The organism is Asaia sp. SF2.1 (genome assembly GCF_000505765.1).
Classification (GTDB): Bacteria; Pseudomonadota; Alphaproteobacteria; order Acetobacterales; family Acetobacteraceae; genus Asaia; species Asaia bogorensis.
The window spans coordinates 210125-225642 of sequence record NZ_AYXS01000001.1; the positions used below are offsets into that span (position 1 = coordinate 210125).

The 15518-nt window shown below is 60.6% G+C and carries 13 protein-coding genes; 11 read left to right on the plus strand and 2 right to left on the minus strand.

Annotation, left to right across the window (positions count from 1 at the left end; all coding sequences use genetic code 11):
• A partial coding sequence (locus P792_RS21590; protein WP_031239881.1) for a glycosyltransferase family A protein occupies positions 1-979 on the plus strand: 979 nt, incomplete at its 5' end.
• 15 nt (positions 980-994) lie between these two features.
• Here the strand turns inward: P792_RS21590 and moaB are convergent.
• A complete protein-coding gene (gene moaB, locus P792_RS21595; RefSeq protein ID WP_023977330.1) occupies positions 995-1525 on the minus strand; it encodes a molybdenum cofactor biosynthesis protein B in 531 nt (176 codons plus the stop codon).
• Positions 1526-1757: 232 nt separating this feature from the next.
• On the opposite strand from moaB, the gene P792_RS21600 reads away from it, so the two are divergent.
• From P792_RS21600 to P792_RS21610, 3 genes are all read left to right on the plus strand, one after another.
• On the plus strand, positions 1758-2561 hold the full coding sequence (locus P792_RS21600) for an NAD kinase (protein ID WP_023977331.1): 804 nt from the start codon (positions 1758-1760) through the stop codon (positions 2559-2561).
• Positions 2562-2587: 26 nt separating this feature from the next.
• The gene (locus tag P792_RS21605) at positions 2588-3973 is read left to right on the plus strand and encodes an amidase (RefSeq protein ID WP_023977332.1); all 1386 of its coding nucleotides are present in this window, start codon (positions 2588-2590) and stop codon (positions 3971-3973) included.
• A gap of 220 nt (positions 3974-4193) precedes the next feature.
• Entirely contained in the window at positions 4194-5417 is a 1224-nt protein-coding gene (locus P792_RS21610) for an arabinose transporter (protein ID WP_023977333.1), read from the plus strand.
• Here the strand turns inward: P792_RS21610 and P792_RS21615 are convergent.
• Positions 5396-5896 (minus strand): hypothetical protein, encoded by a 501-nt coding sequence (locus P792_RS21615; protein ID WP_023977334.1) that lies wholly within the window; start codon positions 5894-5896, stop codon positions 5396-5398. The genes P792_RS21610 and P792_RS21615 overlap by 22 nt on opposite strands.
• Before the next feature lie 380 nt (positions 5897-6276).
• Here P792_RS21615 and P792_RS21620 point away from each other — a divergent pair, with 380 nt between their 5' ends.
• The 7 genes from P792_RS21620 to P792_RS21650 all read left to right on the plus strand — a co-directional run bounded on the left by P792_RS21620 (position 6277) and on the right by P792_RS21650 (position 15515).
• Positions 6277-8571 carry a TonB-dependent receptor gene (locus P792_RS21620; RefSeq protein ID WP_152530114.1) on the plus strand — a complete coding sequence of 765 codons (2295 nt, stop codon included), beginning with the start codon at positions 6277-6279 and terminating at the stop codon, positions 8569-8571.
• Positions 8571-9809 (plus strand): phosphotransferase enzyme family protein, encoded by a 1239-nt coding sequence (locus P792_RS21625; RefSeq protein ID WP_023977336.1) that lies wholly within the window; start codon positions 8571-8573, stop codon positions 9807-9809. The genes P792_RS21620 and P792_RS21625 overlap by 1 nt, the downstream gene beginning before the upstream one ends.
• On the plus strand, positions 9809-10384 hold the full coding sequence (gene pnuC / locus P792_RS21630) for a nicotinamide riboside transporter PnuC (RefSeq protein ID WP_023977337.1): 576 nt from the start codon (positions 9809-9811) through the stop codon (positions 10382-10384). Before P792_RS21625 ends, pnuC begins: the two co-directional genes overlap by 1 nt.
• Before the next feature lie 195 nt (positions 10385-10579).
• A complete protein-coding gene (locus P792_RS21635; RefSeq protein WP_081866782.1) occupies positions 10580-11086 on the plus strand; it encodes a GtrA family protein in 507 nt (168 codons plus the stop codon).
• A 90-nt stretch (positions 11087-11176) separates the two neighbouring features.
• On the plus strand, positions 11177-13828 hold the full coding sequence (gene alaS / locus P792_RS21640) for an alanine--tRNA ligase (RefSeq protein WP_023977339.1): 2652 nt from the start codon (positions 11177-11179) through the stop codon (positions 13826-13828).
• Between the two features lie 135 nt (positions 13829-13963).
• Positions 13964-14638, plus strand: coding sequence for a carbonic anhydrase (locus tag P792_RS21645; RefSeq protein ID WP_023977340.1), 675 nt, complete (start codon positions 13964-13966; stop codon positions 14636-14638).
• A complete protein-coding gene (locus P792_RS21650; RefSeq protein WP_235075363.1) occupies positions 14622-15515 on the plus strand; it encodes an endonuclease/exonuclease/phosphatase family protein in 894 nt (297 codons plus the stop codon). Before P792_RS21645 ends, P792_RS21650 begins: the two co-directional genes overlap by 17 nt.
• Positions 15516-15518 lie beyond the last annotated feature (3 nt).

A 15518-nucleotide genomic window follows, 5' to 3' on the forward strand; every position in this document is an offset into this window, starting at 1 on the left:
CGTTCTGGCCGATCGGCTCGAGCGAGGCATCGCGCTCCGGCAGCGTTTCTCTTTTGACCGCTATGTGCGTCAACTGGTGGCGCTGAGCCTGCCCCTCCTGCCCTCAATCTCGGTGGTTGTTCTTTCCTACAACTACGCGCAGTACCTCGCAGCACGTCTGGCCACCATCTTTTCCCAGAACTGCCCGGTCACCGAAATCATCGTCATCGACGATGCCTCCAATGATGGCAGCGCCGCGCTTGCCGAGAAAACAGCAGCGTCTTTCGACCGCAGGATCACACTCATCAGGCAAACGCGACAGAGCGGCTCCGTTTTCGCGCAATGGCAGAAGGCCGCCGAGATTGCGACGGGCGAGTGGCTATGGATTGCAGAAGCCGATGACCTTTCCGAGCCCGAGTTCCTGGCTGAACTGTCTGCCGTTGCCGCGCAGGCGCCCCAGGCGAGCATGATCTTCTGCGACAGCCGGGCGATTGACAGGGATGGCGTAACAATCTCACCCGACTACAAGGGATACTACCAGCAGCATGCCGGGCACGATCTGGACCGCGACCTGCTGATGGACGGTGAGAATTTCGTTCGCAATTTTCTCTCGCGCTGCAATCTCATTCTCAATGTCAGCGCAGTCCTGTTCAGACGTGAGGCCTTTGCGGAGGCCTTGACGCGCTGCCGGTCGGATCTGGACAGACTGCGCCTGGCAGGCGATTGGCGGCTTTATGTCGAGATCCTTATGAAGCCCGGGGCGCAGATCGGCTATCTTGCCCGGGCTCTCAACATCCATCGCCGCCATGAGCAGTCTGTGACCGGGGCCCTCGATCTGGCGCGACACCTCGATGAAATCGACACGCTGCACGCTCTGATCGGCCAGAGACTTGGGCGCAACGCCTCTCTCGCAACGAGCCAGGCTCAATACCGTGCAGCGCTCAGGGCGCAGTTCGGCTTGCGTACCCCCCCTAGGAAGAAACGTGCGCGCCTCTCCTGAGCCACACGCCAGGCCTCAGGCCTCGCGCAAACGCGGCATAAGCTCTACGAAATTGCAGGGCTTGTGCCGGCTATCGAGCTGATGCACCAGAATGTCGTTCCAGCCATCGCGCACTGCCCCGGTTGAACCCGGCAAAGCAAAAAGAAAAGTGCCGTTTGCAAGCCCGCCGAGCGCACGTGACTGTATGGTGGACGTACCGATCTTGGCATAGGAGAGCATGCGAAAAAGCTCACCAAACCCGGGTATGTCTTTCTCGACCACTTGGGCGAAGGCCTCCGGAGTGACATCCCTGCCCGTGATGCCTGTCCCTCCCGTCGTGATCACGACATCCACATCGTCACGGGCTATCCAGGCACGCAGTCGCGAGACAATCTGATCCAGCTCGTCCGGCACAATATCACGTTCGGCCAGTTCATGACCTGCCGCCTGCACATTCTCGGCGAGGATCGCACCCGAACGATCTGTGGCGAGATCGCGGCTATCCGAAATGGTCAGGACGGCGATACGACAAGGTATGAAAACGGCCTGCTCATCCGTTTGGCTCATGGGAAAGACCTTTTCTGACTGGGGGCTCGAAAGATAGCCAAGGTTGTTCATGCGCGCCAAGAGGGGCAGATGACAGCTGTGGAAACGCGAAGGTGTGAGAGCCTGTTGCGATGACCGTCGCCCCCCGTTAGGGTGACTTCGTGTTCCTGACTGGCCCTGTTCGGATAGATGGATTGTTGCGTGTTCTCAGTTTTCCTGGACCGGCTCACTTCCCGCGACACGAGGCTTTGAGATGAGCCTGTCGCCCGCGCCCCAACGATGGTTCAGAGAGCCACCGAGGCGCATTGCCTTTCTTGCCTCCCCGACAGACATCGCCCAGAAAACACGGCAGAGATTCGTGGAGGCCTATGGTGACGCCCCCATAGAAGAGGCCGAGGTAGTCGTCTGCCTCGGTGGAGATGGCTTTCTGCTCGAAGTGCTGCACCGGGTCGCAGAGCACGGCATACCGGCCTATGGCCTGAACTGCGGCTCGGTTGGCTTCCTGCTCAACACGGTATCCGATGAGGATCTGGTGTCCCGCCTGACGCGGGCGCAATCCTCGGAACTGCACCCGCTGCGCATGAAGGCCACAGGGCGTGATGGAACGTTGCACGAAGGGATCGCCTTCAATGACGTGTTCCTGTTCCGCCAGACACGCCAGGCGGTGAAGATCAGGATCGAGGTCGATCAACGTGTTCGTCTGCCCGAGCTGATCTGCGATGGCGTAATTGTCGCAACCCCGGCAGGTTCGACCGCCTATAATCTCTCTGCCCACGGGCCCATCGTGCCTCTCACCGCCAATCTTCTGCCTCTCACGCCGATTTCGGCATTCCGGCCACGACGTTGGCGCGGTGCGCTTCTTCCCTCCTCGGCTGTGGTCCGCTTCACGCTGCTAGAACAGGACAAACGTCCCTGCGCGGCAGTTGCTGACTTCCTTGAGGTACGGGATGTGATCGAGGCTGTCGTCAGCGAGGACCGCTCGATCACCGCCACCATTCTTTTCGACCCCGATCATGGGCTTTCCGAGAGGATCATCGCGGAGCAGTTCGCAGAATAAGCAAAACAAACAAGAAGGCGCAGCCAATGAGCAGTCCCGTCACGAAGACAAGTTTCGATCCTCACCCCGATACCCTCATCACAGCGGCACAACGTCTCGCACGTGGCGAAATCACCAGTCGGCAGCTTGTCGAGCACTGCTTGAACAAGATCGAAACCTGTGAGAATGCCCGTGCGGCCTTCACGGGTGATTTTTCAGCGGAACGCGCCCGTCAGTATGCCGATGCCGCTGACAGGATCCGTGCCAAGGGCTATCAGGCATCGCCCTGGGCGGGCGTGCCTATCTCGGTGAAAGACCTGTTCGATATCAAGGGTCAGGTGACGCGCGCTGGCTCGACCATTCTGGCGGACCGGCCCCCTGCCCTGAGTGATGCCGAGGCCATCGCGCCGCTCAGGGACGCAGGGTTCATCTTCATCGGCCGCACGCAGATGACGGAATTTGCCTATTCGGGTCTCGGGCTCAACCCACATGGGCCCCAGCCCTGGAACACGCTCATTGACGAGGGCAAGGCCATTCCCGGTGGGTCGAGTTCCGGTGGCGCCGTATCGGTTGCAACTGGTGCGGCCCTCGCGGCTATCGGATCAGATACTGGCGGCTCCTGCCGCATTCCTGCCGCCATGAATGCCCTGACAGGCTATAAGCCGAGCGCTGGCCGCATCAGCCGTGCGGGCATGATCCCGCTCTCCCCCAGCTTCGACAGTGTCGGGAGCATAGCCCGGACGGTCAGCGACTGCGCTCTGCTTGATCATCTTATGGCGGGAGGAAACCCCGGACACTGGTCGGCCCCGGAGCCCGTAGAAAGCGGTTTGCGGCTGCTTCTACCGACATCCTTCGTGCGCAACGATGCAGATGCCCAGATTCTCGCGGTGTTCGAGACCGTCATGCGCCATCTGGAGAGCGGAGGGATCGAAATTGTTCGACAGCCGCTCCCATTGCTGCAGGACATCGCTGATCTCAACATCCAGGCCCAGATCGTCGCGGCGGAGTCATTCCATTACTTCCACGATGACCTTATCCAACATCCTGACCAGTTCGACCCTCGCGTCAGTGAACGCATGATGATGGGTGAGCACACGAGTGTGCAGACCCTGCGCCAGCTCTTCATAGAGCGACAGAAGCTGATCGCGCGTTTCAACGCCGAAATGTCAGGCTTCGACGCCATGGTCTGCCCGACGACCCCGATCCTTCCGCCGCAGATCGCCGCTTGCTTCGACCCTGATTCCTACGGGCGGTTCAATCGTCTCGTCCTGCGCAATCCATCCCTTGCCAATCTGCTCGACGGTTGCTCCATCACCCTTCCCCTGAACTGGAAAGGTCTCCCCGCAGGGATCATGCTGACCGCGTGTAATGGTCAGGACAGCAGGGTGCAGCGCGTCGCTCGCCGCTGCGAGGTTCGCCTCAGCGCTTCATAGCACTCTGTACAGCCAGTGTGTGCATGGTGAGATTTTCGGGTCTTCCCATCAGCAATATGAGATAGCCCTCTCACCATAGCGTTATTTGAGCACTCCCCGGTCAGGGACTAGCGTCGGGGCCTTTCCATGCCTCCGCACGATACCGGGCCAGGCGCCCGAGGCTGGTTGTCAAATCACGCCGGCGGACCTGCGGGCGGCATGTCGCTCGGGAGTTCGCACAATGACCGCCAATGACGCTTCGGCCCAGTCACTCCGGTCTGAGGCCAGCGCGCGCCATCTTCCGTTTCTGACCATCGCGCTGCTCTTTTCCTATATGGCCGTCGCGATGCCCCTTGCGGTCATCCCCCCTTTCGTGACGTCATGGCCGGGCTATGGCAATGCGCTGGCCGGTATCGCCGTGGGATGCGCATTTGTCTCCACCATCCTGACCCGCACGATCGCCGGCGCCTTTGCCGATCAGCGGGGCGGTCGGACTGCGATGCGGCTCGGTCTGTGCCTCTACGTGCTGGCGAGCGCGATTTGCTTTGCCTCGAGCCTGAGCTTTCTGACGAGACCACTGGCCTTCGCCCTGCTCATCATTGGGCGACTCCTTCTGGGCGTTGGCGAGAGCTACACACTGGTCGGGATGCATGGCTGGGGTATCGGGCTGACGGGGGCCAAAGGAGCTGGCAAAGTCCTGACCTGGACCGGTGCCGCCATGTACGGGGCCTTCGCCTTCGGCGGACCGATCGGTCTCGAGCTTTATCACCTGAGCGGCTTTACAGCGCTGATGGCTCTTTGCACCATCCTACCCTGCCTCGGCCTTGCCATCGTGCAGCGTATTCCCCCGACACCGGTCCTGACAGGAGAGCGGGATTCCTTCTGGCCGGTGCTGGGCATCATACGACCTTATGGGAGCGTCGTCGCATTACAAGGCGTGGGATTTGCCGTATTGGGGGCCTTCCTCTCTGTCTATTTTCTTCATGAGCATTGGCGTTTCGGTAGCCTCGGACTGACCTGTTTCGGTCTGGCCTTCGTGGCGGGACGGCTTCTGTGCGGGCACCTCCCCGACCGTCTCGGCGGGTTGAGGGTGGCGACGATATCTCTGGCTATCGAGGCGATTGGCCAAGGGTGTATCGCCCTGGCGCCCTCACCCTATCTTGCCCTGGCCGGTGCGGTTCTGACCGGGGCAGGCTGTTCGCTTATCTACCCTTCAATGGGCGTCGAGGTGGTCAAGAGGGTATCTGGCCCCATGCGCGCAACGGCGCTGGGCGGTTTCGCCGCCTTTCAGGACCTGTCTTATGCCATCAGCGGGCCGGTAGCCGGTATCGTATCGGATTGTCTCGGCTACGGGGCCATTTTCATCATGGGAATGATCTGCGCACTCGCCGGATTGGCCCTCGTATTCAGATTGGGCAACGCTACGAGAACGAGCAACAGCAATCAGACACCGTTCTCGACATGAAATCGCGAGAAATCGAGCCCCGCAAACAGATCATGAGCCGGAGCCTCACGCGGTAGACGCTTTGAATGGGTCTTCGCAAAGGACTCTGCCCGCTTGGGCGACGTTTCCGCCTCAGAGAGGGCGGACGGCTCCTCTGGCGCATGCCGCGCCTTGCGCGCGGTGCTCACGCGTGCCACCGGCTCTTCCGCCGGGGAGCTGTCAACAGGCTCAGGCTCAGCAGGCGGCAGAAACGCGATGAATGCGCTGAAATCACCTGTATTGAAACGGGTGGGACGTTCCCCCCGGGCGCGTTGCAACAGCCATCCTTCAAGCACTACCTGCAGATTGCGCTCGGCATCCTCCGCAGCGAGGCCTGATTGCTGTGTAACGAGCTCGGCCAGGAAGGCGATATCATCGGCATTCACAAGATGGGGCGCTGCATCTGTGTCGCGCTTGACAGCCCAGCCAGTCACGTAAGACGCAATATTCTCCGCGAGCATCGAAATCCCCTCCCTGTTTACTGCGCTTTGCTAGCAGAATGACTCTGTTTCGCACAGATAGCAGAACTGACACCTGACTGCCCGAAACAGATTATGTATCCGGCGCCGGGGCCGTCATCTTTCTCATGCCTCACCTGCCTCACCTGTTCGCCCGTAAAACCTGCGCCCTGCATCACGAAAACAATTGTTTCGAACCCGTCGATATGAGACCTGCTCTCATACGCAACACCTACCGCACGACCTATCACGACTGGACCACGCCTTTGCCGCCTCGTTTGCTCAACATGCCCCCCGTGCTGCGGCGCATCGGCCTTTTATCCGGGGTCTCCGGCGTTGGACTTTGCGTGGTGCTGGCCGGTTCTTCGGCGCATGCTGCCGTAATGCCCGAGCCTCACAGCGCCGCGCCCAACCACGCCAGATCCGGCAAGGCCGAGCAAATCACAGTCAAGGCCACCGAGCCTGAAAAGCGCGATGCCGAACGCGGCGGTGGTCTCATTCACCCACAGCACGGCATCAAGGCAGTCAGTACGGTCGATAGCACCTTCATTGCCAGACAGGCCCCGATATCGAGCGCCTATCAGCTTGTCTCCATGTTGCCAGGGGCCAATGTGGCCTCTTCCGACGCGATGGGGCTTTCCCCCCAGACAACCATCTCGGTGCGTGGGCTGAATACGGATTCCATCGGTTATGTGCTTGAGGGCATGCCTCTCAATGATCTCGCCTTCTATTCCGGCTATCCGAGCCAGTTTGCCGATAGTGAGAATTATCGGCAGATCGCCCTTGCCCAGGGTGAGGCGGATCTGGACAGTCCTGTGCTCAACGCCGCGGGCGGATTGATGAGCCTCGATTTTCGCGATCCGGCGCACAAGGCCGGGGGGACGATGTCGGCCTCCTATGGCTCGTACAACACCAACCGCGAATTCATCCGGCTGGATACGGGAATGATCGGGCACACAGGGCTGCGGGGCTTTGTTTCCTATTCCCATACCAGCGCCGAGAACTGGCGTGGCCCTGGCCATGACATGCGCCACCATATCGATTTCAAGCTTGTGCGTGACATGGGAGAGCGTTCCCACGCGGGACTTGTCGGCAGCTTCAACAGCACGATCACCAGTTATTACCCGCAGGTGTCGCAGGACCAGTTCAGGGAATATGGGGTCTCGTCAGGCAATGCGCTGGCATCGCGCTACGACCCGCAGGACCAGGAAGCTGGCCCCTATTATCAACGCCTGTGGCGTGCGCCCGAACGGACGCTCTACATGGGAGCGCCGGTCTCGCTCGCGCTCACCGATCACCTTACGCTAAAGGCTACACCCTACGCGCAGGGCGCCTACGGCAATGTGCCGGGGGGATCGACCCTGCCGCTAAGCGGGCTCTATACCGGCACGCAAGCCCTTACGGACACGCTTACCCTCCCCAGCTCTGATGATGGTTCGGCCATCGTGCGGGCCAATTATACCCAGCGCAGCTATCGTTCAGGATTCACATCGGAGCTTGCCTGGAAACAGGGATGGAACGAACTCTATGCCGGCTATTGGTTCGATTACGGCGATGATCACGAGGTCCAGTCCTTCTCACCCGTGAGCGAGAACGGCGCCTCGGCGAATATCTGGGGCAGCGGTACCGGCAATTTCGTGCGGCTGAACAACGGGCGCATCTATCTTGCGGGCGACACGCACACCATCAGCATGGCGAATGCGCTTTATGTGGGTGACAGGATGCATTTCCTGTCTGACCGCCTGCTTGTCGAGGCCGGGTTCAAGGAGGTTATGGTCAGCCGCGTTGGTACCAATGCCGTCCCCGGACCGCAGTATCGTGTCGCGAGCAATAGCGCAGTGCCGCTCCCCCGTCTGGGTTTGCGCTTCCAGATCACGCCCCAGCATCAGATCTTCCTGAACGCCACGACCAACTTCCGCGCTCCGGCTTTCACTGCGCTGTATAACGTTTATGACACCAGTTCCGGCGACATCAGTACGAATGGCACGCATAATCTGCGCAACGAATATTCGATATCTGAAGAAATCGGTTATCGCTATACCGGGTCGCTCGTGGCTGGGAGCCTGACCTTCTTCAACTACAACTTCACGAACAGGCAAATCCAGACGCAGGTGCTGGTCAACAACACGCCCATCCAGTCCACCATGAATGCCGGTGGTCAGACATCGCGTGGTGTGGATATCGAACTCGGCCTGAAACCCTGGCATCATTTTGCGCCATATCTCTCAGGCGAGTACCTCCATGCAACGATCGACAACGATATCGCGAGCGGCGGTGACCTGCTGCCCACTTCCGGCAAGACAGCCGTGCGCAGCCCTAAACTCCAGGCTTCAGCTGGGCTGACCTATGATGACGGGCACGTTTTCGGTTTTGCCGCGGTTCAGTACACGGGGCGCCAATACGCAACGTTCTTGAATGACGAGCGCATAAACGATCATACGACGGGCAATCTTACGGTCGGATATCGTTTCTCGGATTTCTCTCGACTGAAGGCACCGTCTCTTCGGCTCAACTTCATCAACATCACCAATGAGCATTACCTGTCAGGGATTGCCGACCCCACACTCAATGCCCGCGACACGACAGGGCGGTGTGGATCGACCATCGCAGGATCATCGCCGGATTATTATATCGGAGGCGGGTTCTCGGCCCTGGCCACTGCGACCGCCGGGTTCTGATGACAGAGCCGAGCGCGTCAGAACAGATCGGGCAGTTTGGCCTCTGGGGCAAGGAGGCACAGCGCGACTGGCCGCTCATCACCCCGGATGAGGCAAAGCACGTCCTCGCAGCTTTCGGACTTGAGAGCACAGCGCCGATCTCGTGGCATAGCGCACGGCCCTTTTCTGCGGTCGCGCGTGTCGGCGATCCGGGCGGTCAGGTATGGTTCCTCAAGCGCCACCATCATCGGCTTCGCGACAGGGGAGCGCTGGCGGAAGAGCACCGTCTGATCTCTCACCTCTCACGGAATGGCTTGCCGGTCGCCTGCCCCCGCGAGTGCGCGAGCGAAAGCGCAGGGTCACGCAGCACAATCCTTGTGAGCGGCGCATGGTGCTATGAATGTTTTCCCGCCCTCCACGGGCTGGACCTCTACCGTGACACCATGTCATGGGAGCCCTATCGAAGCCTTGACGAGGCTTTTGAGGCAGGAAGCGCCCTCGCCCGGTTTCATCGGGCCGCACGCAGTTTCAAGGCCCCGTCGCGTTCGACACGCCCACTGGTTTCCGCCCTCACCCCTTTTCTCGGAGAGGCTGATCCCGAGATAGCCTTTAGCGGCTGGGTCAAGGCTCAAACTGCGCTGAGCGAGGCGCTCGACCGGCAAGGCGGATTGTCCCCGTTGATCGCGGCACTCACGCCCGCCATCACGCAGGCGCGACCGTTTCTCAAAACGGCGGCCTTGCATTGGGGGCATGGCGATTGGCACGGGTCCAACCTCATCTGGGACAGCGAGGTAGGAGGGCAGAGCCTGCCTGACCGCACGATCGTCAGGGCACCGTTCGATTTCGGGATGGCCGATCTTACGACCCGCGCTTTCGATATTGCCGTGGCCCTCGAACGCAGCATAGTTGACTGGATGAACCCGCACGCCGTGTCGCCAACCGGTAAACGCGACTTCGTGCACACGGATCAGTCGGTGGACTACACCACAAGACCCGATCACACGGCCGCTTTCCTCGCCGGATACGATCAGGAAGAGGCGCTGGGCCCGCATGATCGGGAAGAAATTGCCGCCATGCTGCCTCTTGCCCATGTGGCCTTCGCCTGTTCGGAGGTCTGGTATTACGACACGCTGCTGCGCGCTCCTGACACTACCGAAGTGACGTGGGAGACCTATCTGATTGGTCATCTCATCTGGTTTGATTCACCACCCGGTCGTAATCTTTGCCAGCTTGTGGCAACCCCTCCGGCAAGAGCCTGATGCCCCCTCTCGAAGCCATTGCGGCGCTGTTCACCGTGGCGGGGATCTGGCTGACTGGCCAGCGCAGGGTGTCAGGGTGGCCAGTCTCCCTGATAGCGGCTCTGCTCTATCTGGCGGTCTTTGCTCAGGCACGACTTTGGGCAGATTCGGCCTTGCAGCTTGCATTTTGCGCGTTCCTGCTTCGTGGCTGGTACGCATGGTCTCACGCCCCGCGCGAGCAGACGGGCGTGCGTGTGGCATCGCCTCGTCATACGGCGTTGGTACGAGATATACTAGCTGGCCTGATCGCGAGTGCGGCACTGGGCTATGGTCTGGCTCACTGGACGGACGACCCGGCCCCATTCACTGATGCCGCGCTGAGCGCGTTGAGCCTCGTCGCGCAGATCTGGACCGCCCGGCGAATCATGCTGTGCTGGCCACTCTGGGTTGCCATCGATACCGCCTACGTGGCGCTTTTCCTCACACGCAGCCTGTGGGTCAGCGCCGGTCTTTACGCCATACTGGTCGGGCTGGCTGCCAATGCCTGGTATCACTGGCAACGCGTGGCCAGAGCGCGTGAACTCGATAAACCATGAGGCCGGCTCGCAGTGCCCTTTCCCTCCCATCTCCCAGCGTGTCAAAACGCCACGCGCCGAGGAAACCGGGGCCCGGCCGATGGCGGGTCTGCCCGTTTGAAAAACCCAAGCTGCCTCCCCGACTTCGCTTGCATCCGGCCCCCAATGGCCCTACCAGCTTGACCCCGATTTCATGATGCGAAAGGCCCCAGCGACGTGCTCAAGAAACGGATCTTCTATCCGCGTGCGCCCCGACAGCTGATAACGCAGTTCCTGCGCTTTGGCGTTATCGGTGCCCTTGGTCTGGTCTGGGACATTCTGATTGTCTATCTGCTCCGCCCCGAACTCGGCCTGACGGCAGCCACATTGCTGTCCTATTTTCTGGTAGCCAGCCTGAACTGGTTGCTCAACCAGGCCTGGACATTTCGCAGCGTCGCCCATCGCGACCATCCCATACTGCAATGGCTGCGTTTTCTCGCCGCCAACAGCTTTGGGTTCCTGCTCAATCGCGGGACGGTCTACACGCTGTGCTTCACCATTCCATTCTGTTCACAGCATGTTGCCGTGCCTTTGGCGGCGGGGTCTCTCATGGGGCTGATGGCCAATTTCAACCTGTCACGCAAGCTTGTCTTCCGGGCCAAGGTTCCTGAAACGCCCATGGAACTGGCGCAGATGGCAGTCGATCTGAATGTCGACCCTGCCGATCACGATCTGGAATCCTGAGCCGACGCGCGCAAAACATTTCCTTTGCGGTCTCTTTGCTCTAGTGGAGATGCCATCTTCACGCCGCAATCGGGATTTTCTGCTCGCGCCATGACCACACCGATCCATAACACCACCACCAATGAGCTGCGCAGCGCGTTTCTGAAGTATTTCGGAGACCAGGGCCACAAGATCGTTCCCTCGGCCTCGCTGGTGCCGCAGAACGATCCCACGCTGCTCTTCACCAATGCTGGCATGGTGCCGTTCAAGAACGTGTTCACCGGGCAGGAAACACGCCCTTATACGCGTGCAACGACGGCGCAGAAGGTCGTGCGCGCAGGCGGCAAGCATAACGATCTGGACAATGTGGGCTACACGGCTCGCCATCTGACCTTTTTCGAAATGCTCGGCAATTTCTCTTTCGGTGACTATTTCAAGGCCGAAGCGATCGAGTTTGCCTGGAACCTCCTGACCAAGGGCTATGGTCTGCCGAAGGAAAAGCTGCTCGCCACGGTCTATGCCGAGGATGAAGAAGCGGCTGGCCTGTGGCGCAAGATCGCGGGCCTTCCTGAAGAAAAGATCATCCGTATCCCGACGGCTGATAATTTCTGGCGTATGGGCGATACGGGTCCCTGCGGTCCGTGCTCGGAAATCTTCTTCGATCATGGCCCCGATGTTTGGGGCGGCCCTCCGGGCTCGCCCGAGGAAGACGGCGACCGGTTTGTCGAGATCTGGAATCTCGTTTTCATGCAGTATCTCGAAGGTCCTCCGGGCACGCGCGCACCGCTGCCCCGCCCCTCGATCGATACCGGCATGGGCCTCGAGCGCTTTGCAGCCGTGATGCAGGGTAAGCGCGACGTGTACGATACCGATGTGCTGCGCAGCCTGGTCGAAACCACGGCAAACGCGCTCAGCACCGATCCTGATGGGTCGCTGCGCGCCAGCCACCGTGTCGTGGCCGACCATTTGCGCTCGACGGCCTTCCTGATTGCAGATGGGGTGATGCCCTCCAAGGATGGTCGTGGCTACGTGCTGCGCCGCATCATGCGTCGCGCCATGCGCCATCTCCAGCGTCTGGGCGCGACCGAGCCGGTTTTCTATCGTCTGCTGCCTGCCCTGATCCGGCAGATGGGAGCGGCCTATCCCGAACTCGTTCAGCACCAATCCCTGATTGCTGAAACAATGAAGGGCGAGGAAGAGCGCTTCACCGCCCTGCTGGAACGCGGCATGTCGCTGCTTGAGGATGAAACCGCCCGCGTGGCCGAGGGCGGCGCTCTCCCCGGTGACGTGGCCTTCAAGCTTTACGACACATTCGGCTTCCCGCTCGACCTCACGCAGGATGCGCTGCGCGAACAGGGTCGCACTGTCGATGTGGCCGGTTTCGAGGCCGCCATGGCAGAGCAGCGCGCCCGTGCCCGTGCGGCTTGGGTGGGCTCGGGCGATGCCGCTGCGGAAACCATCTGGTTCGATGCCCGCGAGCGCTTTGGCGCCTCGGAATTCCTCGGCTACTCGTCGGAAAAAGCCGATGCCGAGGTCGTACTGGTTGCCAAGGCCGGAATCGAGAGCGAAAGCGCCTCGGCCGGTGATGAGATCGCCATCCTGCTGAACCAGACCCCCTTCTACGGCGAGAGTGGCGGCCAGGTGGGCGATCACGGCGTACTGGTTGGCGAGAACCTGCGCATTGAGATAACCGACACCCAGAAGCGCAATGGCGATCTGCTCGTGCATTATGGCCGTGTGATTGAGGGCGTCGTGCGCCCGGGAACATCGGTCACAGCCGAGATCGATCATACCCGCCGACAGGCTGTTCGTGGTCATCACTCCGCCACTCACCTGCTGCACGAAGCGCTGCGCCGCCAGCTTGGCGACCATGTCGCCCAGAAAGGCAGTCTGAATGCGCCGGAGCGCCTACGCTTCGACGTCTCGCAGCCTCGCCCCATCACGGCAGACGAACTGGCGGTCGTCGAGCGTGAGGTAAATGCCCGCATTCGTGAAAACAGTGCTGTCGAAACGCGCATCATGACCCCCGAAACCGCGGTCGCTGAAGGCGCCATGGCATTATTCGGCGAGAAATACGGCGATGAGGTCCGTGTGGTCTCGATGGGGCTGGGTGATGAGACGCGCGGAGCCTATTCCATTGAGCTTTGTGGTGGCACCCATGTCGGACGCACGGGCGAAATCGGGCCGTTCCGCATTGTCTCGGAAAGCGGTGTTTCGGCTGGCGTGCGCCGCATCGAGGCCGTCTGCGGTGTTGCAGCCGACCGTCTGGCCATCGAGGCGGATGAGCGTCTGCGCCGTATGGCCGATCTTCTGAAGGCCACAATTGCCGAGGCTCCGGATCGCCTCGCCGCGCTGGTCGAGGAGCGTCGGGCGCTGGAACGTCAGGTTTCGGAGCTCCAGAAGCGTCTGGCAACGGGTCAGGCCGATTCGGCCAGCGAGTCCATCAATGGCGTGACCTTCGTGCCGCGTGATCTGGGTGATGTGGCACCACGTGAGCTCAAGAACATGGCCGAGGCCATCACCAAGCAGATCGGGAGCGGTGTTGTCGCCCTCATCTCCACGGCTGAGGGCAAAGGCAGTGTTGTCGTCGCCGTCACGAAAGACCTGAACGATCGTTTCAATGCGGTCGATCTGGTCCGTCTGGCGTCAGCCGAGATGGGCGGCAAGGGCGGCGGCGGTCGACCGGATATGGCGCAGGCTGGTGGTCCGCAGCCCAACAGCGACGCCGTGTTCGATTCACTCAGAAAAACGCTTTCAGCCTGAGCGTTCATGACAAAGGGTGAACCATGCCGTTCTGGCATGGACACCTAATCAAAACCACGGCATCCGAGTCATCTGAGTTCCAGGTGTGGCGCAAAACTCACAGCAAGCCACACCCCTTTTTCAGATGAGGTCACGATGAAAAGTGAAATCGAAAACAGCCTGGTTGCCCTTCTCAAGGGCGTACAGCATTTCGACGACGAGGTTTATGAAGAGCATCGCGAGCTCTTTGAAAGCCTTGCCGATGGCCAGTCGCCTTCCACCCTGTTCATCACCTGCTCCGATAGCCGCATCAATCCGAGCATGATCACCCAGACATCGCCGGGCGATCTCTTCATTGTGCGCAATGTCGGCAATATCGTTCCTCCGCATGGCGAAATGCTCGGTGCCGTCTCGTCGGCCATCGAGTACGCCGTGCTCGTCCTCAAGGTGAAGCACATCGTTGTGTGCGGTCACTCCAATTGCGGTGCGATGGGCGCTCTGTGCGACCTGAACAACCCGAAATTCGATGCCATGCCCACGGTGCAGCGCTGGCTGCGTAACGCCGAGGCGGCCCGCGCCGCGCTTGGCCCCCTCAAGGCCGAAGACGCCGGTCCCGAAACGGTCAAGGAACTGGCACAGCAGAACGTTCTGCTTCAGCTTGCCCATCTGCGTACCCACCCAGCCGTGGTAGGTGCCCTTGCCGCTGGCGAGATCGCGCTGCAGGGCTGGTTCTACGATATCGGGTCGGGGCAGGTCGTGGTAATTGACGAGCAGACCCGTCAGGAGCGGACCGTCCGTGACGTTCTGGGCGATCTTGGCGTCAAGGTCTGATTACGCCCGACTTTGCTTTCTGGTTGTCTGGACCTTTATCCAGACAGCCGTTGCGGCGCCCGGTACACCAGTCAAGCTCGCCACCTGGAATCTTGACTGGCTGACCCTTCTTCCAGTGTCGAGCCCCCTTCTACCAGACGATGCCCCCCAACGTACGGCGCAAGACTGGCAAGCCCTGCGCGATTATGCCAGCCGTCTGGACACCGATATTCTTGCCGTGCAGGAAGTCAGTGACGGAGCCGCACTTCGGCGGCTCTTTCCTTCCCCCGGCTATACGATCGCACTGACACATGCGCCGATTGCCCAGAATCTCGGCCTTGTCCTGCGTGCGCCATGGAAAGTCGTCATTACCACCGAACTGCGCGACTTCGACCGCTCCTCAATCCACGGTGGCCACGCCCTGCGCCCCGGTCTCGACGCACGTATTTCTGATGGGCGCACGAGCCTGCGGCTGTTGATCGTTCATCTCAAATCGGGGTGTTGGGACCGTCTATGGACGGAGGCCGCCCATGCCTGCCCGATCCTGCGCGAACAGATGGGTTTGATCTCAAACTGGGTGGAAGAACGTGAAGACGAGGGCGAACCCTATATCGTCCTCGGTGACTTCAATCGGCGTCTGACCCCTACCGACCCGTATTATCGACAGATAGTCTCCCCTCATGACCCGCTTCTTGTCACGGCAGGAATGGCAAGCCCTTGTGGGGGTGGGACCTACTTTATCGATCACATCATATTGGGCGGGGCCGCCCGCTCATGGCTACTCCCCGGCAGTCTACGCGTCATGACCTTTCGCGATACGCTCCCCCTTACCCTCTCCGACCATTGTCCGGTTTCGGTCAGACTGACCTTCCCGAACACGCCTCCACCAGAAAAGTAGCAG